24 protein-coding genes are annotated in these 22,930 nt (G+C 61.7%); 12 read left to right on the top strand and 12 right to left on the bottom strand.

Going from position 1 to position 22,930, the window contains the following annotated elements; genetic code table 11:
- Positions 1-35 precede the first annotated feature (35 nt).
- Complete coding sequence (locus RHP72_RS24535) at positions 36-191, top strand: hypothetical protein (RefSeq protein ID WP_003940615.1); 156 nt, start codon at positions 36-38, stop codon at positions 189-191.
- Positions 192-231: 40 nt separating this feature from the next.
- Here the strand turns inward: RHP72_RS24535 and RHP72_RS24530 are convergent, their stop codons facing one another.
- On the bottom strand, positions 232-1,728 hold the full coding sequence (locus RHP72_RS24530) for a DUF222 domain-containing protein (RefSeq protein ID WP_311093939.1): 1,497 nt from the start codon (positions 1,726-1,728) through the stop codon (positions 232-234).
- Positions 1,729-1,885: 157 nt separating this feature from the next.
- Here RHP72_RS24530 and RHP72_RS24525 point away from each other — a divergent pair, with 157 nt between their 5' ends.
- Positions 1,886-3,076: a hypothetical protein gene (locus RHP72_RS24525; protein ID WP_311093938.1), complete on the top strand. Its 1,191-nt coding sequence runs from the start codon at positions 1,886-1,888 to the stop codon at positions 3,074-3,076.
- 8 nt (positions 3,077-3,084) lie between these two features.
- Here RHP72_RS24525 and RHP72_RS24520 read toward each other — a convergent pair whose 3' ends face one another.
- Genes RHP72_RS24520 through RHP72_RS24505 form a run of 4 tightly spaced genes read right to left on the bottom strand, consistent with a single transcriptional unit; the run spans position 3,085 to position 6,634 of the window.
- Complete coding sequence (locus RHP72_RS24520; RefSeq protein WP_054187458.1) at positions 3,085-3,594, bottom strand: nuclear transport factor 2 family protein; 510 nt, start codon at positions 3,592-3,594, stop codon at positions 3,085-3,087.
- A 1-nt stretch (position 3,595) separates the two neighbouring features.
- Complete coding sequence (locus tag RHP72_RS24515; protein WP_311093937.1) at positions 3,596-4,492, bottom strand: TIGR03619 family F420-dependent LLM class oxidoreductase; 897 nt, start codon at positions 4,490-4,492, stop codon at positions 3,596-3,598.
- A 13-nt stretch (positions 4,493-4,505) separates the two neighbouring features.
- Positions 4,506-4,976: a nuclear transport factor 2 family protein gene (locus RHP72_RS24510; protein ID WP_311093936.1), complete on the bottom strand. Its 471-nt coding sequence runs from the start codon at positions 4,974-4,976 to the stop codon at positions 4,506-4,508.
- Positions 4,973-6,634, bottom strand: coding sequence for a class I adenylate-forming enzyme family protein (locus RHP72_RS24505; protein WP_007732670.1), 1,662 nt, complete (start codon positions 6,632-6,634; stop codon positions 4,973-4,975). The genes RHP72_RS24510 and RHP72_RS24505 overlap by 4 nt, the downstream gene beginning before the upstream one ends.
- A gap of 254 nt (positions 6,635-6,888) precedes the next feature.
- Between RHP72_RS24505 and RHP72_RS24500 the strand changes: the two genes are divergently transcribed.
- Genes RHP72_RS24500 through RHP72_RS24490 form a run of 3 tightly spaced genes read left to right on the top strand, consistent with a single transcriptional unit; the run spans position 6,889 to position 10,225 of the window.
- A complete protein-coding gene (locus tag RHP72_RS24500) occupies positions 6,889-8,520 on the top strand; it encodes an AMP-binding protein (protein WP_397517617.1) in 1,632 nt (543 codons plus the stop codon).
- Positions 8,517-9,347: an SDR family NAD(P)-dependent oxidoreductase gene (locus tag RHP72_RS24495; RefSeq protein WP_217017843.1), complete on the top strand. Its 831-nt coding sequence runs from the start codon at positions 8,517-8,519 to the stop codon at positions 9,345-9,347. The genes RHP72_RS24500 and RHP72_RS24495 overlap by 4 nt, the downstream gene beginning before the upstream one ends.
- Complete coding sequence (locus RHP72_RS24490; protein ID WP_030536995.1) at positions 9,344-10,225, top strand: LLM class F420-dependent oxidoreductase; 882 nt, start codon at positions 9,344-9,346, stop codon at positions 10,223-10,225. The genes RHP72_RS24495 and RHP72_RS24490 overlap by 4 nt, the downstream gene beginning before the upstream one ends.
- 65 nt (positions 10,226-10,290) lie before the next feature.
- Here RHP72_RS24490 and RHP72_RS24485 read toward each other — a convergent pair whose 3' ends face one another.
- On the bottom strand, positions 10,291-11,412 hold the full coding sequence (locus tag RHP72_RS24485) for a tyrosine-protein phosphatase (protein WP_082845730.1): 1,122 nt from the start codon (positions 11,410-11,412) through the stop codon (positions 10,291-10,293).
- A 55-nt stretch (positions 11,413-11,467) separates the two neighbouring features.
- On the opposite strand from RHP72_RS24485, the gene RHP72_RS24480 reads away from it, so the two are divergent.
- Positions 11,468-11,626, top strand: a complete 159-nt coding sequence (locus RHP72_RS24480) for a hypothetical protein (RefSeq protein WP_223304510.1) — start codon at positions 11,468-11,470, stop codon at positions 11,624-11,626.
- 36 nt (positions 11,627-11,662) lie between these two features.
- On the opposite strand, the gene RHP72_RS24475 is transcribed toward RHP72_RS24480, so the two are convergent.
- Both RHP72_RS24475 and RHP72_RS24470 read right to left on the bottom strand, forming a co-directional pair.
- Entirely contained in the window at positions 11,663-12,226 is a 564-nt protein-coding gene (locus tag RHP72_RS24475; RefSeq protein ID WP_003939753.1) for a GtrA family protein, read from the bottom strand.
- A 65-nt stretch (positions 12,227-12,291) separates the two neighbouring features.
- The gene (locus tag RHP72_RS24470) at positions 12,292-13,497 is read right to left on the bottom strand and encodes an enhanced intracellular survival protein Eis (protein ID WP_397517598.1); all 1,206 of its coding nucleotides are present in this window, start codon (positions 13,495-13,497) and stop codon (positions 12,292-12,294) included.
- A gap of 133 nt (positions 13,498-13,630) precedes the next feature.
- On the opposite strand from RHP72_RS24470, the gene RHP72_RS24465 reads away from it, so the two are divergent.
- A complete protein-coding gene (locus tag RHP72_RS24465; RefSeq protein ID WP_311093933.1) occupies positions 13,631-14,851 on the top strand; it encodes a fatty acid desaturase in 1,221 nt (406 codons plus the stop codon).
- A 4-nt stretch (positions 14,852-14,855) separates the two neighbouring features.
- Here RHP72_RS24465 and RHP72_RS24460 read toward each other — a convergent pair whose 3' ends face one another.
- The 4 genes from RHP72_RS24460 to RHP72_RS24445 all read right to left on the bottom strand — a co-directional run bounded on the left by RHP72_RS24460 (position 14,856) and on the right by RHP72_RS24445 (position 17,965).
- Complete coding sequence (locus tag RHP72_RS24460; RefSeq protein WP_042448389.1) at positions 14,856-15,524, bottom strand: methionine ABC transporter permease; 669 nt, start codon at positions 15,522-15,524, stop codon at positions 14,856-14,858.
- Positions 15,521-16,522, bottom strand: a complete 1,002-nt coding sequence (locus tag RHP72_RS24455; protein ID WP_166502637.1) for a methionine ABC transporter ATP-binding protein — start codon at positions 16,520-16,522, stop codon at positions 15,521-15,523. The genes RHP72_RS24460 and RHP72_RS24455 overlap by 4 nt, the downstream gene beginning before the upstream one ends.
- Before the next feature lie 12 nt (positions 16,523-16,534).
- Positions 16,535-17,392 carry a MetQ/NlpA family ABC transporter substrate-binding protein gene (locus tag RHP72_RS24450; RefSeq protein WP_003940478.1) on the bottom strand — a complete coding sequence of 286 codons (858 nt, stop codon included), beginning with the start codon at positions 17,390-17,392 and terminating at the stop codon, positions 16,535-16,537.
- A gap of 114 nt (positions 17,393-17,506) precedes the next feature.
- On the bottom strand, positions 17,507-17,965 hold the full coding sequence (locus RHP72_RS24445; RefSeq protein ID WP_234551297.1) for a nuclear transport factor 2 family protein: 459 nt from the start codon (positions 17,963-17,965) through the stop codon (positions 17,507-17,509).
- A gap of 130 nt (positions 17,966-18,095) precedes the next feature.
- On the opposite strand from RHP72_RS24445, the gene RHP72_RS24440 reads away from it, so the two are divergent.
- Genes RHP72_RS24440 through RHP72_RS24420 form a run of 5 tightly spaced genes read left to right on the top strand, consistent with a single transcriptional unit; the run spans position 18,096 to position 22,924 of the window.
- On the top strand, positions 18,096-19,262 hold the full coding sequence (locus RHP72_RS24440) for an acyl-CoA dehydrogenase family protein (protein ID WP_020970792.1): 1,167 nt from the start codon (positions 18,096-18,098) through the stop codon (positions 19,260-19,262).
- Positions 19,259-20,206, top strand: coding sequence for a MaoC family dehydratase N-terminal domain-containing protein (locus RHP72_RS24435; RefSeq protein ID WP_311093932.1), 948 nt, complete (start codon positions 19,259-19,261; stop codon positions 20,204-20,206). The genes RHP72_RS24440 and RHP72_RS24435 overlap by 4 nt, the downstream gene beginning before the upstream one ends.
- Entirely contained in the window at positions 20,206-21,321 is a 1,116-nt protein-coding gene (locus tag RHP72_RS24430; protein ID WP_311093931.1) for an acyl-CoA dehydrogenase family protein, read from the top strand. The genes RHP72_RS24435 and RHP72_RS24430 overlap by 1 nt, the downstream gene beginning before the upstream one ends.
- Positions 21,318-21,746, top strand: a complete 429-nt coding sequence (locus tag RHP72_RS24425) for a MaoC family dehydratase (RefSeq protein WP_003940399.1) — start codon at positions 21,318-21,320, stop codon at positions 21,744-21,746. The genes RHP72_RS24430 and RHP72_RS24425 overlap by 4 nt, the downstream gene beginning before the upstream one ends.
- Positions 21,746-22,924, top strand: a complete 1,179-nt coding sequence (locus RHP72_RS24420) for a lipid-transfer protein (RefSeq protein WP_003940050.1) — start codon at positions 21,746-21,748, stop codon at positions 22,922-22,924. The genes RHP72_RS24425 and RHP72_RS24420 overlap by 1 nt, the downstream gene beginning before the upstream one ends.
- The last annotated feature ends 6 nt before the right edge of the window (positions 22,925-22,930 follow it).

The raw sequence follows: 22,930 nt of genomic DNA, 5'->3' as shown, positions 1-22,930 counted from the left end.
AGCGGGAACTCGCTTCGGAAGAGAAGAGGCTCGGGATGTCCGATTGGGTGAAGAAGGTCGAAGCTGAAGCCAAAGGGCTCCTCGCCGAGGCGGAAGAAGAGCTGACCGTCCTCGAAGGTGTCGACACCATAGATCCGCTTGCCGACGACGATCCGGCACCAGAAGACGGCACCAAGCCGACGTCAGACTGACCCTGCGACACGTCGGCGCGCCTCGACACCGCTCGGTATCTCAGAACGGTGGCGGGTCGTCTCCGAAATCGATGGGTTCTCGGTGAGCCGGCGGTGATTTCCACTGCCTACATTGAACGTATTTCTCTGCTCGTTTCTGTATCCGTCGGCGCTGGCGATTGCGTTCACTCTGGATACGGGCAGCTTTGTTCTCCGCCTGGGTCCGCCGATTTCGACCGCCCTGGGGCGGTGTCGGTTCGTGCGATCCAGCCATCAATCCTGCGGGTCGCGTTCGGTAACAATGCCCGGTCGGCGACGTCAGCGACATGGTCCGATCCTCGTTCGACGTGAACCGCCACCGGTCGGAATGCTTGAGGCGATGATGGTTGCGGCAGAACGCACTCATATTCGACGCGATCGTTTTACCGCCGCGTTCGGGGTCGCCATGATGGAACGGTTCATTGTGGTCCAGATCGGAATTCCAGGCCGGGACATCACAATGCAGCCATTGGCAGCTGCCCGCAATGATCCGTAACCAGGTATCGAGTACGGCGCCCGGCCGGTAGACGCGCGCCGAAGCAGGCACCGGCTCTACGACGTCATCAGCAGGTGCTCGGAGGTTTCGAATTACGGCGTCACGGGCGATATCGCGAGCATGCTCAGCGCTGATCACCCCGTACCCGTCGAGGTGGGCGGGCTCACCGCCACCGTGCAGAGTGGAATCAGTCATCACGACGTGAACCACGGGCCGACGAACGACAACACCACCGCTACGATCCTGCGGGCAATCATCTCGGCCACAGTTGCACGGCAAGAATTGTGATCCGTTGGTCAACTCGAAGAGCGCGTCGGCTCGTCGCTGCTCGTACGTTCGTGAGTCGTTTCGGCATACCGACACTGCCAACTCGCGTAGTCGGCCGTCGAATGCCCGGGCCTGCTCTGCCGGAACGCTTCCCAAGATCTTTGCCATCCCGTCCTCGGCAGCGCTGACTCCGACGAACCGATCGGTGAGAGCACGGCGTCGGCGTTCTCGCATACCTTCCGGGTCCACCATCGCCACGATCCGATCGATCGCCGCTGTCAGTCGTCTTCCCGTCAAGCCCGTTCCGCCTGCTACTGGTGGGGCGAGAACCTGCTCGAGCAGTAGTCGTTCCACCTCGTCGATCAATTCGTCTTTCACGTTCGCGGTCGCGGAATCGATCAAACCAACTCGGTACAGATCCAACTCGCCACGCGCCATCGCCGCTCGAGTGCGATGCAGACGAGTCTTTAACGAGAACCCCAACCCGATCAGCTTGCCGGCAGCCGCGCGACCCATCGTCAGTGACGCACCGACTTCCGATTCAGCCAACTCGTGTGCGGTCGACGACCACGCACCTCTGGCGACATGCTCCGAGCTTCGCCGCGAAAAGAACTCGGCAATCACAGCGAGCTTGCGTTCGACCAGCATCGCCTCGCATGCATGCAGATCGGTCATGAGATCAACCAGCGCACAATCAGTTTCGGTACCGGTCAGCTGTGCTGAGATACCGAAGAGCTCTGTTGTCGGGTTGAACATGCATCCATTCTATTCGAATGTGTGTTCGATGCGAACCGAATTCTCAAATCAGTCGGAATAGTCCGAATCGGCCGAAATGCTTATTGTGCTTGCGTTTTGGATCCTGTTCATTCGAAACTCGAACGTGATTGTCGTGCCACTGTGTAAGTATCGGCTTGTGGCAGACAACGCGGTGAAACTCAGTGAACAGTCGCTTGTGCTCTTCATGGACTATGGACAGTTTTACTTATACGGCGACGATGACGGTTTCGGGAGGGAAACGGACCTGCTCGAACTCGCGATGGCTTCGCGCCCTGCGTACAGTGACGGCACAGTTGTGATTGTCCTGAGCCCGCACCAGAACAACTTCAACATGCATACAACGGTCGAAGTCTGGTCCTCCCGACCCACATCCGATCGCGAGAAATGGCAGCAGGTCAGTGAGTCGTTTCTGACGGTTGGTCCGCAGGGGTCAATCAGCTTTGATTCACCTCCGGGTGGGGAGTTCATTGTCTGTGATGTACCCGAGGGGTCATATCTGGTCGAGATTGCCGGCCGCGGTTTTGTAAACTACGGCTGGCCCGGATCGACGGAACCCGGAGATGTTTGGCGGGTGCGTATGTGGCCTGCAGGTGGTGACGAGGTGCGGCCATCGCTGCAGTGGGACATGCCGGGATATGGCGTTCCTGTGGACGAACCGATACCTGAACCGATTCCTCGTCCACAACGGGACATCGAGTCGAAATGGATAACGATTTACGGCGAGAACGGCGAGCCGTCCAGGGTTGTGCAAATCAGTGACCTCCGCGCCGAAGCTGCTGAACGAGAGCGGCAGGAGTGGGGAGGAGATCCGATGCCTGAACTCGAACGATTCCAGTCCGGCAAAGATCTAGCTCGTATGGACCGACCACTTGTCGAAGCGGTCGTCCGCATGAACGTCGCGACTCTTCGTCGACTCGCGTTTTGGGCCGCTGTGCAGGCGTATGAGCATGCGGGATTAGCCGACAGGGATTGGGTTCGTCCGGCCCTCAACGCTATGCATGTGGGACAACAACTTCCGGAACCCTTCGGAAATCGCACAGCGGCATTCGAGCACCTACACGAGGAGGAATTCGGTGCGGGGACCGAGAATGTGGAGTTGGAAGTCAAGATCGAGATAGTGGACCATTCGCCGCAACCGGAGTCCAATCCGTTCGATCACGGGAATATTCATGTCCCGTCCTACGCTCTCAATGCGATTTTCGACGCGATCGAATCGGACCCGTTGACCGCAGCGGTCAATGCATTGGGAACGGCAGCAGTCACGTTCGGGAAGGATATCCGCATGTTGTTCGCGAGAGCGCGAGTTGAATTCGACCTCGAAGACTGAACCCCAAGTTATTCAAGGGACCTTCGTAGTGCGGTGAGCGGATCCGAGGCATCTCGACGCCCACGCGGACCAGGCCCTTCGGGGTTGACGAAGCGGCCCTCGTCCGAGCGAGTCCACTCGCGTACGGCCCATCTCTCCTTGATCGCCCAACGGCCGTCGCGCCGCTCCATGTGGTCGATGAACCGCGCACCACTGGTGAAGTTGATCATTCCGATGTCTTCGGGCCCGCCCCAGTGTGTGGACATCGAATATGCCTCGCTGATCGCGTGGTCGCCGTGCAGTTCGACCAGGTGGTTGCCGATGTGGTGCATCGTGCCGCCGATCGCGGAGAGTTTTGTTGTGGCCCAGGCGATGTACTCGTCGATGGTGCCGTCGAATCCGGTGTGATGGTCGATCGCGTCCGGGTGGTAGGCGCTGCGGACGAGATCGAAGTCGAGGCGATCGATGCCGCGGCAGTACGTCAGAACCACCTCACGAATTGCCTGCTTGTCGATGAGATCCTGCAGTGCCCGGTCCATGTCATGCCTCCTTGATGCTGGTTATCCAGTCGAGTAATTCCGGTAGTTCTTCGGCAGCGCAATCGAATACGGCAGGCCGAAGCACCACGGCAGACGCGCCGCGGTCGGACCAGTCCAGGACCTTGTCAGCGGTTGCCGAGCGGTCGACGGACCGATTGTCGCGCCGAACCGGCGCCGCAGACACTTGCACACGTGCGGTATCCGGCTCGCGGTCGTGGGCTTCGAACGTGTTGCGCAGCAATGTGACACTGTCGGTGAACGTTCCCAGGTCGGTCGGGTTCACGGTCCAACCGTCGGCGACGCGTGCGATGCGGTCGAAGTTCCGCCGGCTTGGTCCGAAACCGAAGAGCACCGGTATTCGGGGTTGGATCGGCAGCGGGAGGCTGTGGTAGTTCTCGAAAGCGAAGTCGCGTCCCTGGAAGGTGGCCGGTGCATTGGTCCACAGTTCGCGACACGCTGCGACAGCCTCCTCCATGCGCCCGAATCGCGCGTCGAAAGGCATGTTGGTAGCGGTGTATTCGGCTTCTTGCCAACCGACGCCGAAACCCATGACGGCTCGACCTTCGGACAATGAGTCGAGAGTTGCAACCTGTTTGGCGAGCAGAGCGGCTGGGCGAACAGTGGCGATCAGAACCGATACTCCGAGGCGAGCGCGTTCGGTCACCGCGGCGATGGAGGAAAGAAGTGAAATCGGTTCGTACCAAGGGTGATCCAACGGGAACAGGAAGTTGTGTTCGGCTACCCGCTGAGCGTGTGCTTCGGCATTGAACCCGAGATGATCGCCGGTGCAGATCAGATCGATCCCGGCACGGTCAGCACGCGCGGCGAAGTCCAGAACCGGGCGAATCTTGCCGTCGAACAGGGCCTCGAGGCCCAAGATGTTGACGCCGATTTCCACAGTCGTCGTTCCTCTACAGTGCCCGCTTGGCATGCGCGGACATCTCGCCCATGTTGTCCAGACAGAAGAGTCTCGAGCTGAACTGCCACGACCCGTCGACGCAGGTGAAGCGATCGAAGTAGCGCCCCGCCAGAATGGGTTGCAGGGCAAGATCTTCGGTACCTTGGATGACCGTGACGTACGAGAGTGCCGTCGCTGATTCACCGTCGACTACGATTCGCGTGTTGGTCAGCAGATGTTTGGTTCGTGGAACCGGCGGATCACCGTACATTCGAATGAAGCCGCTGCAGGCTGCGAACACTGCGTCGGCGTCGGACGAAATGAGCGTGGTGGCAACCCCGTCCGGCCCGCACTGCCCGTAGTCGGACGAGGCGAACAATGCAGCGACTTCACGCAATCGGCCCTGATCGATCAGATGCGTGTACTCGCAGAGCAGGTCACGGATCGCCGACTCGGCGACGATCCGTGACAGCTCCGCGGTCATACGGTGATCTCGCGCCGAACCATCTTGCCGGTTGCATTGCGAGGCAGCAGATCGCTGGTGATGCGCCACTTCGACGGCACCTTGAAATAGGACAGTCGCTCGGCAGCGTAATCACGCAGCTCCGCCTCCGTTGTGGCGGCTCCGGGACGCAGGACAACCACGGCGGACACTTCCTGGCCGAGGTCGGGGTGCGGCATGCCGATGACAGCGCACTCGATCACGTCGGGGTGTTCGTCGAGCGTCTGCTCGATCTCGGTGGGGTAGACGTTCTCGCCGCCACGCAGGATCAGGTCGGAACGACGACCGGTGAGACGGAGACGCCCGTTCTCGATTACGCCGAAATCGCCGGTGCGGAGCCAGCGTCCGGGGGCAATTGCCGACTCGGTCGCCTCGTCGTTCTCCCAGTATCCGAGCATGACGAAGGGGCTGCGTACGCACACTTCACCTTCGATGCCGTCCGGCAGCCATTCGCCGAAGGGATCGCGAATCTCCATCGAGACGGTGATGATCGGACGCCCGAGAGTGCCTGGGAACTCTTCGAGTTCGGCGCCGACGGCGACCGCAATGGCGGTGCTGCATTCGGTGAGGCCGTAGCTGTCGACCAGAGCATTGCGTGCGAACGGCACCTGCTCCTTGAGGCGTTCTTTGAACGCGGGCGACGACGGCGCGGATGCCAGCGAGAATGCAGTCAACGAAGAGACGTCGTACTTGGCGATGTTGCCGTGCTCGAGTAGCCGCGATGCCATCGTGGGGACAGCACCCCAGTTGGTGACACGCTCGCGTTCGACCAACCCGAGCACCTTGTCGACGTCGAAGCCGCCCTCGGTCAGGATGACGGCACTGCCCGTCGCGAGACGGGGAACCACCAGATTGTGCAGGCTGGCGATGTGGAAGAGCGGGGAGGTGAGTAGATAACGCAGTGGGCTCGGCTTGGAAGCGTCGTACTCACGGCCGGTGAATGCGGCGCCGATCGCGTCGCTGTACTTGTGGTAGTCGACGACGGCCATCACGTTGCGGTGCGAATGGAGTGCGCCCTTGGGGCGGCCGCTGGTACCACTGGTGAACAAGATGACGGCAGGGTCGTCCTCGTCGATGTCGGTGCTCGGCACGTCGGAGCCTGCATATTCCGCGATGAGCGCGGGCAGATCCTCTTCCATGGTGAGGACCGTGATGTCTGCCGGCAGTTCGGGGAGGGCGGCGCCGCGCTTGGCGTCCACGACCAGAACCTTCGGACGTGAGAGCTCGATCCCGTGGGTGACCTCGCGCGGAACCCACCAACCGTTGAGACCGACAGCGATCGCGCCGAGCGCCTGCGTCGCGAAGAACGTCATGACCCATTCGGGAGTGTTGGCAGCGAGGATGCCCACACGGTCGCCCTTGCGGACTCCGTACTTGTCCCGCAGAGCAGTTGCCAGCGCGGCAACGGAATCGGCATGCTCGGTGAACGAGATTCGACGATCGCTGGTGACGAGATAGTCGCCGTCGCCCCAGGCGCGAGATGCCGAGATCAGTTCACCGATGGCGTGACCGCGGTTCTTCATCACAGGCATGACGGTGCCGAGAACCTCTTCTTCGACGATCTCGAATGGCCCACCTGGACCGGTGAGGCGTGAGACCGCCTGGTCCAGAAGCAACTGCGGATCTGCGGGGGCAGTCATGGAATGGCCTTTCGTATTGTGGCGCTTTTCACGTCACAAAATCTCACGAGAAAATCATATCTGTGGCGGCGGTTACCACTGAGCGAGACTGGGACCGTTCCGGCTCTGAGGCGTCGATACGTTCGAGTCGTATCGCAGTTGGAGTAATCGACATTCCGATATCGACTAGGACACAGGACACGATGACGAACACCGCCACCGAAGCATCTTCGAATGCAGCTCTTGCAGCTCCTCAGCGCGAGGACGTCGCGCAGATGTTGATCGACCGTCTCGGTGATCAGCACCTGGGCCTGCGGACGCGGACGCAGGACTGGAGCTGGGACGAGGTGGTGCGCGAGAGCGCAGCGCGCGGCTCGCTGGCGAAGTCGCTTCGCGCGCCCGGACCGTTTCACATCGGAGTACTTCTCGAGAACGATCCGGAGTTCCTGTTCTGGCTCGGCGGCGCGGCCCTGACCGGGGCCACGATCGTCGGCATCAATCCGACCAGGCGTGGAGCTGAACTCGAGGCTGAGGTCCGGTACGTCGACTGCCAGCTGATCGTCACCGACAAAGCAGGCTACGAGAAGCTTGCCGGCCTGGACCTCGGGCTGACCGAAGATCGTTTCGTCCTCGTCGACGACGCGTCGTACCCGGACAAGATTGCAGCACATCACGTCGAGTCGCCTCAGATCGACCTCGGTGTCGACGCGTCGACGCTGTTCTTGCTTCTCTTCACCTCGGGCACCACCGGAATGTCCAAGGCAGTGCGGTGCAGCCAGGGGCGTCTGACGCGGTTGGCCTACGCGAACTGCGCCAAGTACGACATCGACCGCGACGACGTCTGCTACTGCTGCATGCCGCTCTTCCACGGCAACGCGTTGATGGCTCTGTGGGCGCCGGCCCTTTCGCAGGGAGCTACAGTCTGCCTCGTTCGTAAGTTCACGGCCTCGGGATTCATGCCGGACGTTCGGTTCTACGGCGCAACATATTTTACCTACGTCGGTAAGGCCTTGGGGTATCTCATGGCGACGCCGGAACTGCCCGACGACATCGAGAACACCCTCACCCACGGCTTCGGGACCGAGGCGTCGCCGGGGGACAAGGCAGAGTTCATCCGTCGTTTCGGTGCACAACTTTTCGAGGGATACGGTTCGAGTGAAGGTGCCGGTTCAGTAGTGCTCGATCCGAACCAACCTGCCGCAGCGCTGGGCCGTCCCGCGAGCGAGAACATCGTCATCGTCGATCCCGATACGCGCGAAGAGCGACCCCGCGCAATTCTCGACGAGCACGGTCACGTGCTGAACCCCGACGAATCCATCGGCGAGATGGTCGACAAGGCCGGATCGAAGAAGTTCGAGGGGTACTACAAGAACGAAGACGCGATCGCCGAGAAGATTCGCCACGGTTGGTACTGGACAGGCGATCTCGGCTACGTCGACGAGGCCGGCTTCATCTACTTCGCGGGACGCAAGGGCGACTGGATCCGGGTCGACGGTGAGAACACTTCGGCCCTGATGATCGAGCACATCCTGCGTCGGCACCCCAAGGTGATCGCCACGGGTGTCTTCGCGGTGCCGGATCCGCGTTCGGGTGATCAGGTCATGGCTGCGATCGAGGTCGCCGATCTCGCCGATTTCGATCCGGTCGAGTTCGCCGACTACCTTGCCGCGCAGGCGGATCTGGGTACCAAGGCAGCGCCACGATTTGTTCGCGTTTCGACCGATCTGCCCGTCACGGGCTCCAACAAGGTACTCAAACGTGAACTTCAAGCCGATCGCTGGCGGACCGACGAACCAGTGTTCCACTGGGTGGGCCGAGGCACTCCCGAATACACGTTGATGACCGAAGCTGACGTGGTGAACCTGGAGAAGGAGTTCGAGACTCACGGCCGCACGCGGTTCCTGTGAGTGGAGTTGCGCTGGTGACCGGCGCTTCCCGGGGGATCGGCCGAGAGTGCGCGCTGGCATTCGCGCGCGCCGGATTCGACGTTGCAATCACTGCTCGCACCGTTCGTGAAGGAGAGGGGCGGGCAGCCCCGCGAACGAGGCAAGGCGAGCAAGTGATTCCGGTGCCCGGCAGCCTGGAGACGACGGTTGCCGAGATCGAGTCCTTCGGTGTGCGCGCATTGGCCGTTCCGATGAACCTGCTCGATCTGGCATCCGTCCGCGGCGCCGGTGAACGGGTGCTGGCCGAGTGGGGACGTGTCGACGTGCTGGTGAACAACGCCTATGCGCAGACGGTCGGAAACATGGACCGGGTGCTCGACATCGAGATCGACGACGCTCAGGCGATGGCGATCGGGAATTATCTGCACCAACTCGCTCTGGTCCAGGTGATACTCCCGTCGATGATCAAGAGCGGCAACGGCGTAGTGGTCAATCTGGCATCGGGCTCGGCGACCATGGATCCGCCTGCGCCTCCCGGCGAGGGTGGTTGGGGTCTGTCGTACGCCGCGTCGAAGGCGTCGTTCGGACGTATTGCCGGAGCGATCAACTCCGAGTACCGAGACGCCGGAATCAAAGCGTTCAACCTGAGTCCGGGATTTGTCATCACGGAATCAGGGAAAGCCCGTGGTGGCGCGGACGCAATCGTGGAAGCCGGATTTGCGGCCACACCGGCATCCGTACCCGCTGCAGCGGCGGTGTGGCTTGCAACAGATCCCGATGCGGACCGGTACCTCGGTCGCGTCGTGGATGGTCCGAAATTGATGGCGACACTGGAGGAAACGGTATGAAGCTCGGCGTGGTCGTTCCGGTCGAACTGGGTCGAAGCGGAGACCCTGATTGGATTCTGCAATTCGCCCGTGCGGCCGAGTCGCTGGGTTTCGACGAGATCTCGGCAGTGGAGCACTCGGTGGTCATCGCCGACACCGAGAGCGAGTACCCCTATTCTCCGACCGGCAAATCGCATCTTCCCGATGACTGCGACATCCCGGATCCGCTCGAACTGCTTTCGTTCGTGGCGGGTGCCACAACCACTTTGGGCTTGTCCACTGGAGTTCTGGTGCTGCCCAATCACAATCCGGTAGTGCTCGCCAAACGATTGGCGACGCTCGATCGCCTTTCCGGTGGGCGATTGCGCATCTGCCTCGGCCTGGGGTGGATGAAGGAAGAGATCGAGGCGTGCGGCGGTGACTTCGAGCGCCGCGGCAAGGTAGCCGATGAGGCCATCGCGGTGATGCGCTCACTCTGGGCGGGCAAGGAAGCGGTCGATTTCGACGGCGATTACTTCTCGTTCAAGGGTGCATACAGCTGGCCGAAGCCGCACCGCGAATCCGGAGTTCCGCTCTACATCGGTGGACACAGTCTCGCTGCTGCTCGGCGAGCAGGCCGGTTGGGTGACGGTTTCCAGCCGCTGGGACTGGCCGGTGAAGATCTCGACAAGGCTGTAGCGGCGATGAAAGCGGCTGCGGTGAAGGCAGATCGAGATCCTGCCGACGTATCGCTGGTACTCGGTGCGACACTGCCCAGGCTCGACGAAGCGAAACTCGAGTGGGCACGCGGGTTGGGAGCCGATCGAATCGTGCTGTCCGCCAGTCGTCGTGGCACGTCGCTGGAACTGATCATCGACGAAATGGCCGAATGCTCGAAGCGGCTGGGGCTGAGTAACTAGGAGTGCGGGCGTGACCGGCAGCCATCGGAGCGGCTGCCGGTCATTGCTGTCGGAACGTCGATCAGTTATTGCTTGGTCAGCAATTTGCTCCGGAGCTTTGCGATCGTGTCGGCGTCAAGTTTCAGCACGTCCTGCGAAAACTTCTCCCACCCACCGAACTGGTCGCGAATCTTGTCGAGTACTGGCTGAATCTGGCTGGGACGCTGCTCCATCAACGGTTTCAACAGATCGACATCGATTCCTTTCGAAGACAGAAACGTGTAGGTCTGTTCGTTCTTGGCTTTGTTGTAGGTGTTCGACAGGACGAAGTCGTCGACGATGGTCTTGTCAGGAACACCCAGAATGCCGAGAAGTAGAGCTGTCATCAGTCCAGTGCGGTCTTTGCCTGCCGTGCAGTGGTAAGCGACTGCGGACTCGGAATCGGCGATGGTCCGTAGGGCTTGGGAATACCCAGTCATTCCGTCAGGCTTGGACAGTTGGTCGACGGCGCCGGTGTCGCTGATCCGGACGGCTTCACCGCCCCCGAGCACCTGCTCCACGATTGCAGGGTCACCAGATTTCAGGGCACTCGTAATCGCTGTGGCAAGAGCCTGAGTGCCGGCATCCAGGACTGCCGTGTTGACCACTTTCACGTTCGCGGGAACCTTGTCTGCTCCGTCCTTTGCGATCTCGCTGTCACCTCGGAAATCGACAACGGTCCGGATGCCTGCGTTCTCGATCGTTTGTTGATCGTCAGCAGTCAGATCGCTCAAGCGGTCGCCACGAAAAACCAGGCCCCACTTGACTGATCGGCCGTCGGCTGTCTCGTATCCGCCGACATCACGCACGTTGGCTGCGCCCTGCAGCGTCACGTGGCGGGTTGACGCGATGGTGGAAGTGCCGTCCTCGTCTATGACCTCGAAGTACCAGCGTGACAGTGGGTCGAGGCCGTCGACCTCAGTGGAGAAGCCGTCGACCGTGCCAATTTCCTTTCCTTCTGCGGCTGGGTTTTTCGGGTCGGTGGCGGCGAATACACGCACCTTTTCCGAGCCGCCGTGTTCCCAGACCAGTGAGTAGTGTCCGGCGGACGCTGATGTCACGTCGAGGTCGGTCGGCGTTTTCGCCGACTCGGCCTTGCTGCATGCGCCGAGTACGAGCATGAGTCCTGCCGCCGACAGCGCAAGAACTCGAGTTTTGCAAGTAGCCATGGGTCCTCCGAATCCAATTGGAAATCGGAGGCTACGCACCAGTGATCACTGTGTCGTGACCGTGTTGTGCAGAGCGGGAAAACTGCAGGCTGGAGTGCTTGTCGCCGATGATGATCAGGGATGGGCCAGCCCGTTCAGGAGCATCGCGCCGACAAAGATGGCACTGCTTGCGCGGGCGCTGCAGGACGGGTTGATCGCAATCGACGAACTCTGATCGAAGCGCGAGCGATCGGGTGCGTCGATCCGGGAGTCAGTCGAGGGCGGTGGCGTCGGTTGTCGGCGTCTTGGTGCCGGGAGTCGCTTCGATGTCGAGAACGACCTGGCTGTCGGTGGCTTCTTCGGGGAAGACGTACCGACGCATGGCCCACCAGCGGAAGGCCGTCGCCAGCAGGGTCCCGATGATCGATCCGCTGATGAAGTCCGCGAAGTTTTCCATCAACACCGACACCTCGGGTTGACGCAGATGGAACACGTACCGGGAGGTCCAGAGTGGTACCTGGTTGATGGCCAAACCGATACCCGCGACGATGAAGAACAGAGCGGCCTCGTGATGGCGCTGTCGACCACCGCGCTGCGCAAACGACCATTCGCGGTTGAGGACGTAGGACAGAACCGTCGCGATCAGGACCGCAAGGATGTTGGCCGTCACCGGGTGCTGAGGCAGAACCGTCCACTTGATGCCGAAGAACAGCACCGTGGTGACGATGAAGGCGATGCCGCCGACCACCAGGAACTTGAGCATTTCTGCGTGCGGCAGGACGCGCACGAGAACCCGCTCAGGAAGCCTATTGACCATCTTTTCGACAAACGCCATTGTTCGAGGCTAACCCTGAATACGACCGAGGGCACAAATCGTCGATGCCCGTGTCGGCAAGATCATCAGAATCCGTACCCGAGAATTGCGGGCTTCTGCGCGTTGAAAGCGAAGTCGAAATTCACGATCTCCTGCGGATCGGACGCGTGGAGTCGGTGCGCCGCCGCGAAGGTCTTGGCCTGGTGCTCGCCCAGGTACAAGCTGCTCAGGACATCAGAGGGCATCGTGATCGCAGGCACCGCGTCAGTGGCCGTACAGGTGGCCTTGCCGTCCTTGACCTGAAGTGCGAAGGTTCCGCCGGCCTTCAGGAACGGATCTTCGACCTTGATGACTGTGTCCAGGTCAGCAGCATATTCACGAGCCTCGAGAGCCGCGGGAACGTCCATGATGCGCAGCCACAGTCGATCGGAGCGCGTCGTCGTCCGGGCAAGGCGGTAGTCCGTGAGCATCAGCCGGAGTGGATCGGCAGGATGCTGGCGTGTCTCGATCCGGGTGACGAGGTCGAGGCCGCAGATCGTGCGCCACAGCGCCGCGTGCGCATCTTCGGTGATCGTCACGAACTCGTCGATCCGGGCGATGCTGTCGCGGCCCTCGCTCGTGTGCCGGTAAGCGATGTATCCGTCCGCGTGTGTCAGAAAGAACAGTCCGGAGGCGCCGTCACGATCCTCGGACGGGTCGGCGAACATGTGGTCCCAGAGTGGTTGCGGACGGACCTGAGCGCCGGGTGTCTGCAGTCGCCAGCGGTCGTAGATCTCGGGAAGAAGCGTCGAGGCAGCTTTGATGTCGACGATGGACACGCCACCGTTGTCGGGCACCTCGGGGCGGAATCGTGCGAAGCGGCGATCGAGGGTGACGCCTTCGCTGAAGGTGGCCGGGCCGTATCCGAAGCGGTTGTAGATGCCGGCCTCGCTGGCCGTCAGGGCGGCAAGCGGTGCTCCGGTCGACTCGATGTGGGCATGAAGCGCAGTGAACATCGAGCGTAGGACGCCACGACGACGGTGAGTCGGGGCGACGGATACCCAGGTGATTCCGCGCGTGGGGAGTTGGCGTCCGCCGGGCACGGTGAATTCCATGTCGATTTCGATGGCCACGCCGACGGGTAGGTCACCGTCGACGGCGAGGATGATGTCCTCGGGCTTGTAGAGCGCCTTCGTCAGTTCGCTGACCGCGGGAGACGGGTGAAAACCGAACCCCACCGAGTCGAGTAGTTGGAGAGCCGGCCAGTCACTCTCGGTAGCGGTGCGGATGGTGATCTTGTTTTCGGGGCTCACGTGTATCGACTCTGGCATAGATTGCACGAAGACGCACATGAATATCGGGGCTGACGTTTCCGCACCGGCTCCCAGGGGTACCGCCCGACGGACCAGTCCTGCGGCACGGAGAAAACCGATACGGAGAAACACTGTGGCGATCACCGACATCAAGGAATATGCCCATCTCACCGAGGAAGACGTCGAGGCACTCGGGCGCGAGCTGGATGCCATTCGGCTCGACATCGAAGAGAAGCGCGGCGCGCACGATGCTCGATACATCCAGCGGACGATCGCGTTTCAGCGCTCTCTGATGGTGGCCGGCCGCATCGTCTTGTTCGCCAGCAAGAAGAAGCCTGCCTGGATTCTGGGGACTGCGCTCCTGGGGGTCGGCAAGATCATCGAGAACATGGAACTCGGTCACAACATCATCCACGGCCAGTGGGACTGGATGAACGATCCCGAGATTCACTCGAGCAACTGGGAGTGGGACAACACCTGCCCGTCCTCGGGATGGAAGCACTCGCACAACTTCACCCATCACAAGTTCACCAACATCGTCGGCCTCGACAACGATGTCGGCTACGGCATCATGCGCGTCACGCGCGATCAGAACTGGCACGCCGACTATCTCTTCCAACCGATCACGAATTTCGTGCTGGCGACCCTCTTCGAGTGGGGCGTCGCACTGCATCACCTCGAGACCGACAAGCTTCGCAAAGGCGAGGTGAAGTGGTCCGAGAAATCGGAGATGGCCAAGGACGTCGGAAAGAAGATCGCGCGTCAGGTGGCGAAGGATTACATCCTGTTCCCCGCCCTGACCGGCCCGGCGTGGAAGACCACGTTGACGGCGAACGTCGTTGCGAACCTCATCCGAAACTACTGGAGTTACGCCGTCATCTTCTGCGGGCACTTTCCCGACGGTGCCGAGAAGTTCACGCTCGAGGAATTCGAGAACGAATCGCGTGCTCAGTGGTACCTACGACAGATGCTGGGCTCTGCCAACTTTCATGCCGGTCCCGTCATGGCCTTCATGAGCGGCAACCTCTGCTACCAGATCGAGCATCACTGCTTCCCGGATCTGCCGAGCAATCGGTACTCGGAAATCGCGGTGCCGTTGCGCGACCTGTGTGACAAGTACGACCTCCCGTACACGACCGGGCCGCTGTGGAAGCAGTACGGATTGACTCTGCGCACCATCTGGAAGTTGTCGCTGCCCAACAGGTTTCTCTCGGCTTCCCAGGACGACGCTCCGGAGACGCACTCGGAGTTGAAGTTCCGCATCCGAGGCGGAATCAAGGAAGTGTTCGGCGTCGATCCGCAGACGGGTAAGCGGCGCGGACTGCGAACAGCGATCGCGATGGTCTCGAGCTGATCAGTTACCGCTTGTGCGCCATTGAACGAACCACGAGATCGCCGGTCGACTGGATTGCCTGCACCAGCACGATCAAGATCACGACTGCGACGAACAGCACCGGTGTGTTGAATCGTTGGTAGCCGTACTTGATTGCGAAGTCGCCGAGTCCACCGGCGCCGATGGCACCTGCCATGGCCGAGAAGCCGATCAGCATCACCGCCGTCAGGGTTGCTCCTGCTACCAATCCCGGAACGGATTCGGGCAGTAGCACCTTGGTGATGATGTCTTTGTCGGTGGCGCCCATGGACCGCGCTGCCTCGACGCGTCCGGAATCGACTTCACGCAAGGCGTTCTCGACGACGCGCGCAAAGAAGGGCACCGAACCGATGGTCAGCGGGACGATCGCTGCCGTGGCGCCGAGCGCTGTTCCGACGATCGCCCTCGTTGCCGGGATGAGGAGCACCAACAAGATGACGAACGGCAGCGAACGGCCGACGTTCACCACGGTGCCCAGAACCGAATTGAGGACGCGGTTGGGACGGATTCCGTCGGGCGCGCTCGCGTGCAACAGAACACCGAGAGCGATACCGATGATCACGGTGAGCACGAACGAGACACCGACCATGTAGAGCGTGTCGAGTAGGGCTTCCCATGCTTCGCCCAGGGAATCCTGCCAGGACGTCTTGTTCATGAGAACGTCACCTTCACTCCGCGCTGCGAAAGATGTTCTTCGACAGACTTTCTTGTCTCTTCGTTGCTGACGAGTCCCGTGTGCGAGGCGAACTCCACGCGAAGGCGACCGACCTGATGGGATCCGATGTCCTCGACACCGCCGGAGATCACGGTGACGTCGACGTCGAGATCTCGTGAGAGTTGGGAAATCACGGGTGAGGTGGACAGTGAATCGACAAAGGTGAGGAGCGCCGGAATTCCGGTCGTGGACGTTCGTACCGTTCCGGTCGGCAGTAGCGCCTCTCCGAGGGGTGAGTCCGGGTCTGCGACCAGTTCGGTGAGCGTTCCCTCGTCGACGATGCGGCCCTGATCGATCAGCGCAGCGCGATGGCAGATCCGTCGAACCACGTTGAGCTCGTGGGTGATCAGAACAATGGTCACACCGAGTCGTCGATTGAGATCGGCGAGCAGGTCGAGGATCGAATCGGTTGTGTCCGAGTCGAGGGCGCTCGTGGCCTCGTCGCACAGGAGGACGTCGGGTGAAGCCGCCAAGGCTCTCGCGATGCCGACGCGTTGTTTCTGGCCGCCGGACAGTTGCGAGGGGAAGGCGTCACGTCGGTCTTCCAAGCCCACCAACTCGATCAGCTCGTCGACGCGGGCACGTCGATCTGCCCGCGAGTATCCCGCCACTTCGAGAGGGAAGGCGATGTTGGCGGCGACCGAACGGGAATGCAGCAGGTTGAAATGCTGGAACACGACACCGATCCGCTTGCGTGTGTCGCGCAGTTGCGCTGGGCTCAACGCGGTCAGATCGGTGTCGCCCAACAGAATCCGGCCACTGGTCGGGCGTTCGAGCAGGTTGAGGCAGCGCAGCAAAGTCGACTTGCCGGCGCCGCTCTTGCCGATGATGCCGAAGATTTCGCCGTCTTCGATTTTCAGGGATACAGAATCGAGTGCATGCAGAACCTTTGTGCCGCTGCGGTATTCCTTGGAGACCGATTCGATCGAGAAGACCATGACGGGTCTCGATCAGGTAGCGCTGGCCGGAATGACCGAGCCCTGATAGGTCTGCTCGATGAACGTCGCGACGTCGGCGGACGTCAATGCCTCGGCCAACTTCTGTACTCGCGCATCGTTTTCGAGCGAGGTGCGTACGGTCAGGACATTGGCGTACGGGTTGCCCTCGGCCTTCTCGAGCACCAGGGCGTCCTTGGCCGGGTTGAGGCCACCTTCGATTGCGTAGTTGCCGTTGATGATTGCGAGATCGACATTTCCGTCGTCGAGCGTGCGCGGCAACTGCGGGGGATCGACCTGGGTGAACGTGAGTCCCTTGGGGTTGTCGATGATGTTCTTCTCGCTGATCTGCGTGATGTCGGTGCCGGGGGCGCCCAACTGCTGATCGAGCTTGATCAAACCGGCCTGCTGCAGCAGGTACAGCCCACGGGCGAAGTTCGTCACGTTGTTGGACAAAGCGACCGTTGCGCCCTGGCGCAGGTCGGCCACGTTGGTGACCTTCTTGGAATATGCACCGAGCGGCTCGACGTGGACTTTCGCCACGGCGACCAGGTCGTCGACACCCTTTTCCTTCGACCACGATTCCTGGTACGGCACGTGCTGGAAGAAGTTGGCGTCGGTGTCTCCGGCTTCGAGCACCTCGTTGGCGTCGAGATCGCCGGTGATCTCGCTGACCTCGATCTTGGTGTCACCGAGCAGGCCCTTTTCTTCGACGAACTTCAGGATCTCGGCGTGCGGAACCGAAGAAGCGACGATGCGAAGAGGTGCGTTCTCGTCGGAGGAGTTGTCGCTCGAGCACGCGGCTACGGTTCCGACTGCGACGGCGGCCACTGCGAAGGCAGCGAGGAATCTTCTGGTGCGCGAGCGTGACATGTGAATCTCCAAGACATAGCCGAACGCACGCCGAGATGGCGTGACAGTTGCTGAACGCTAGCCCGGTAAACCTCCCGTGAGGAGATACAGAATCACCGCGATTTTTTCATGTACCTATTGTCCGAGCAGGATGACCGGAACGTCCTCGGCAAAATCGACTACCAGTTCGCGACGCGAGAACAGCCAGGTGCCGTCGATCTTTTCGAAGCTGTCCTGGTAACGAATCTCGATCCGGTTGTCCCGGTGGCCCTCGCCCCGCGGATAGATGTGGTGGGCGGAGCAGTAGGCCTCACCGTGCGCAGTGGTGGGGCCGTCGAGGTCGAGGATCTGCTGCTCGACGATGTGCCGGGTCGAGTGCAGATGTGAGACGGCATCGACCACCGAACTGCTGACGACGGAATTCCCACGTATCTCCGTCGGCGCACCCGTTCCGTTCAGTGCCGGCGGCAAGACGAATGCCACGTCGTCAGTGAAGAGAGCCGCAAGTGCAGTGGTGTTTCGGCGGTCGACGGCCTGTGCGTACCTGGCGGCCAAGTCGGTGAGAGCGACGAAATCCGAGGAGTCCATGCGCATATCTCACCCTATGTGACGCCGCTCATGTTTCGGCTTCCCGCTCATCGAGACACTCACAGCGCCCACCTGGGCATCTGGTTAGCGTCCAGGCCAAGAGTTGCCAGCCATGAATGCCATAGGAGAAACAGCGATGGATCTGAGGGAATCGCCCGAGCAGCAGGAGCTCCGCAAGGAGTTGCGCGCGTACTTCGCGGCGCTGCTGCCGGAAGAGAAGCGTCGCGCGGCCGGCGAGCAAGGTGTGGGTGGCGAGTACTTCCGCGAGATCGTGAAGTTGCTGGGCAAGGACGGTTGGCTCGGTATCGGCTGGCCCAAGGAATTCGGTGGCCAGGGACGCTCCATCGAAGAGCAGTTCGTGTTCTTCGACGAGGTTCAGCGCGCAGGTCTGCCGTTCCCCTTCGTGACGGTCAATACCGTCGGACCGACGTTGATGAAGTACGGCACCGAAGAACAGAAGGAACGTTTCCTGCCCGGCATCCTGGCCGGCGACATCGTCTTCGCAATCGGGTACACCGAGCCCGAGGCCGGCACCGACCTCGCGTCACTCAAGACTCGTGCGGTTCTCGACGGTGACGAGTGGATCGTCGACGGCAACAAGATCTTCACCAGTGGCGCCAACACTGCCGACTACGTGTGGCTGGCCTGCCGCACCGACGCGGATGCCCCCAAGCACAAGGGAATCTCGATCCTGATCGTCCCCACCGAGGATGCAGGCTTCGAGTGGTCACCGATCAACACCGTCGGCGGTTTGATGGTGACGTCCACGTACTACTCCGGCATTCGAGTTCCGTCGAAGGACGTTGTGGGCGAGGTCAACGGCGGCTGGCAGCTCATCACGGCTCAGCTCAACCACGAGCGAATCGGCCTGGCGGCCATCGGTGGTCGCACGTACGGTCTGTGGAACCTGGTCCTGGACTGGGCCAAGGAAAACGGCGCCATCAACATCCCGTGGGTGCAACAGGACTTCGCTCGCACACACGCCAAGCTCGAGGCCATGCGACTGCTGAATTGGAAGATGACGGCAGCCGTCGCACAGGACACGCTCTCCGGAGCCGACGCCGGTGCCACCAAGACGTACGGGACCGAGACTCACGTCGACGTCTACCGCACCCTGCTCGGAATTCTCGGCTCCGCCGGTCGCATCCGCCCCGAGTCTCCGGGCGCTCTGCTTGCCGGTCAGATCGAGCAGATCTCGCGTCAGGGTGTCGTGAACACCTTCGGCGGCGGCGTCAACGAAGTTCTGCGTGACATGGTCGGCACCATCGGCTTGGGACTCGTTCGCGAAAAGAGGGTCAAGTGAGCGACATTTCGGCGCAACTCGACGCTTTTGTAGGCCAGACGCTTGTTCCCACCACCTGGGGGCCAGACGAGGTCAACATCCCCATGATCCGGCATTGGGCCGAGACCATGGGCGATACCAACCCCGTCTACCTCGACGACGAAGCTGCCCGCGCCACCGGCCGTGACGGCGTCGTCGCTCCCGCTCAGATGCTTCAGGTCTGGATCATGCGGACGTTCACCGACAAGATGGCGGGCAACGACCCGTCGCAGGTGTGGACCGATCTGATCGCCACCCTCGACGCAGCCGGCTACAGCTCCGTCGTGGCAACCGATTCCGATCAGGAGTTCTTCGCCGAACTGCGCCCAGGCGATCGCGTGAACTACACCGAGGTCATCGAGTCGATTTCCCCGGAGAAGAAGACCGGCCTCGGCGTTGGGCACTTCGTGACGACGCTCAAGACGTACCGCAACGGCGACGACGAAGTTGTCGGCACGCAGCGGTGGCGGACGCTGCGGTTCAAGCCTCAGGAAGCCAAGGCTCCGGAGGCTCCGCGCGCATTGCGTCCGCGTCCGGCTCTCAACGCGGACAACGCTTTCTGGTTCGAAGCAGCCAAGGAGCGCCGTCTGGTGATCCAGCGCTGCACGTCCTGCAAGACGCTGCGTCATCCCACCGGCCCGATGTGCGGGGAGTGCCGGTCACTCGAGTGGGACACGATCGACGCGTCGGGTCGTGGCACGGTGTACAGCTTCGTGGTCAATCACCACCCCAAGATCGACGCGTTCGACTACCCGCTCATCGTTGCGGTAATCGAACTCGAAGAGGGAACCCGATTGATCGCCAACATGGTGGGTATCGCGCCCGAAGATGTCGTGGTCGACATGCCCGTGGAACTTGACTGGATCGACGCCGACCCGGATCTGACGCTTCCCGCGTTCCGGCCGGCCGTACGCGAGGAGCACTGATGGACTTCAATTTCAGCGAAGAGCAGGAAGCAATTCGCGCACTGGCCGACGAGGTCTTCACCAGCAAGGCAACGATCGAGCGCACCAAGGAGATCGAACTCTCCGCTGAGCGCGTCGACCGTGAACTGTGGCGCGAACTCGCGAGCACCGGCCTGCTCGGTATCGCCCTGCCGGAGGAGTTCGGCGGCGGTGGCCTCGGCTTGTCCGAGCTGTACGCATTGCTCGAACAGCAGGGACGTCACGTTGCGGCCGTGCCGATCTGGGAAACGACCCTTGCAGCATTGGCTGTCAACGAATTCGGCTCTGATTCCCTTCGCGCCGAACTCCTTCCGGGAGTTGCCGACGGCAGTCGATTCCTGGCCGTCGGTCTCGAAGAGTTCGGTCCGTACACTGGCGGCGACCCACTGACCACGGCTGAGCAGGACGCCGACGGCAATTGGACTCTGACGGGTGAGAAGGCAGTAGTGCCGATGACTCACGTCGCGAACCTTGCTCTCGTTTCGGCAACCGCTTCCACTGGTACGGCACTGCTGCTGGTCGACCTGAGTGCCGAGGGAGTGACGCTCGAACAGACGCAGTCCACCAGTTGGGAGATCTGTGCCAATGTCACCTTTGCCGGTGCCCCCGCGCAGCTGATCGGTGCGGCTGACGGCACCACGGTTCCGTGGCTGATCGACCGCGTTCAGCTGGCATTGGCCGCAATCCAATGGGGCGTCGGCTCGGGTGCAGTCGCGCAGGCCGTCACGTACCTGAACGGCCGCAAGCAGTTCGGCCGTCCGCTGGCGACCTTCCAGGCCGTCAATCATCAACTCGCTGACTGCTACATCGATCTCGAAGCGATGCGCGTGACACTGTGGCAGGCCGCCTGGCGCATCTCCGAGGGACTGGATCTCGGCACCTCGGTACTGGTCGCCAAGTGGTGGGCTACCGACGGCGGACAGCGCGTCGTGCATCGCACCACGCATGTTCACGGCGGCATGGGCGTCGACACCGACTACCCGGTTCACCGTCACCTGTTGTGGGGCAAGCAGATTGCTGCCACCCTCGGTGGTTCCAGCTCCGATCTAGCGCGTCTGGGTGCGCAGCTCGCATCCGGTGTGGAGGTGCTCGCATGACCGTACTTGCCGGTCGCAGTTACGCAGACGTCGTTGTCGGAGAGGCATTGCCCGAGTTGGCGATCCCGCTGACCCGCACGTTGATCGTCGCCACGGCAATCGCCACTCGCGATTTTCAGGACGTGCACCACGATCCGAGCCTGGCCCAGGAGCGTGGCTCGAAGGATGTCTTCATGAACATCCTCACGAGCAACGGTCTTGTCGGTCGATACGTCACGGACTGGGCCGGATCTGCATCGACCCTGCGCCGCATCGCCATTCGTCTCGGGGCGCCCAACTACCCGGGTGACACCATGACGATGACCGGTGAGGTCGTGTCCAAGGAAGACGGAGTGGTCGTAGTCAAGGTGCAGGGTGCAAACAGCCTCGGCAACCATGCATCCGGCACCGTCGCAGTCGCTTTCAAGGAAGAGGAGAGGCCCTGATGGCGATCAGCCCACTCTCGGGAGCCGCCGCCATCGTCGGCATCGGATCCACCGAGTTCTCCAAGAACTCCGGCCGCACCGAACTGCAGTTGGCGTGTGAGGCCATCGTCGCGGCACTCGCTGACGCCGGTATCGATCCGTCCGAGGTCGACGGTCTGTCCACCTACACGTCGGAGACGAACGGCGAAGCGATCGTGGCTCGCAACTGCGGCCTCGGTGAGCTCAAGTTCTTCTCGCGCATTCACTACGGAGGCGGCGCCGCGTGTGCCACCGTGCAGCAGGCGGCCATGGCAGTTGCGACGGGTGTTGCCGACGTCGTGGTTTGTTACCGCGCCTTCAACGAGCGCTCCGGTGTGCGCTACGGCCTAGGGCAGCACGATCGCCCCATGGACAGCACCGCGGATCGCGCGGCATATGCGTGGATGACTCCGCAGGGATTGTCGACTCCCGCTCAGTGGGTCGCCATGTTCGCCCGCCGCTACATGCACCAGTACGGTGCGACGAGTGAGGACTTCGGACGAGTTGCAGTGGTGGCGCGCAAGCATGCCGCCAACAACCCGGCTGCTTGGTTCTACGAGCGTCCGATCACGCTCGAGGACCATCAGAACTCGCGCTGGATCGCCGAGCCGCTGCACCTGCTCGACTGCTGCCAGGAAACCGACGGTGGCCAGGCATTGGTCATCGTCTCTGCCGAGCGCGCAAAGGATCTGGCCAACAAGCCCGTCGTCATCAAGGGCGCCGCTCAGGGCAGTAGCAAGGATCAGCACATGATGACCAGCTACTACCGTCCTGACATCTCGGGTATCCCGGAGATGGGCCTGGTTGCTCGTCAGTTGTACGGCCAGAGCGGCCTGACCCCTGATGACATCAACGCCGCGATCCTGTACGACCACTTCACCCCGTTGGTGCTTCCGCAGCTCGAAGAACTGGGCTTCTGCAAGCCAGGCGAAGCCAAGGACTTCATCCGCGAAGGCAACCTCGAGATCGGTGGACGCCTGCCGTCCAACACTCACGGTGGTCAGGTCGGCGAGGCGTACCTGCACGGTGTCAACGGAATTGCCGAAGGTGTGCGACTGGTGCGAGGCACGTCGACCAACCAGCCCGAGGGCGTCGAAAACGTATTGGTCACAGCCGGAACAGCAGTACCCACCAGCGGTCTCGTTCTCGGCGCTGTTTGAGAGAGG

This window comes from Rhodococcus sp. SG20037 (genome assembly GCF_031763325.1).
GTDB classification, from domain to species: Bacteria; Actinomycetota; Actinomycetes; order Mycobacteriales; family Mycobacteriaceae; genus Rhodococcus_F; species Rhodococcus_F qingshengii.
The sequence above is the reverse complement of the archived record's forward strand: the minus strand, read 5'-3'. Positions and strand labels throughout refer to the sequence as shown.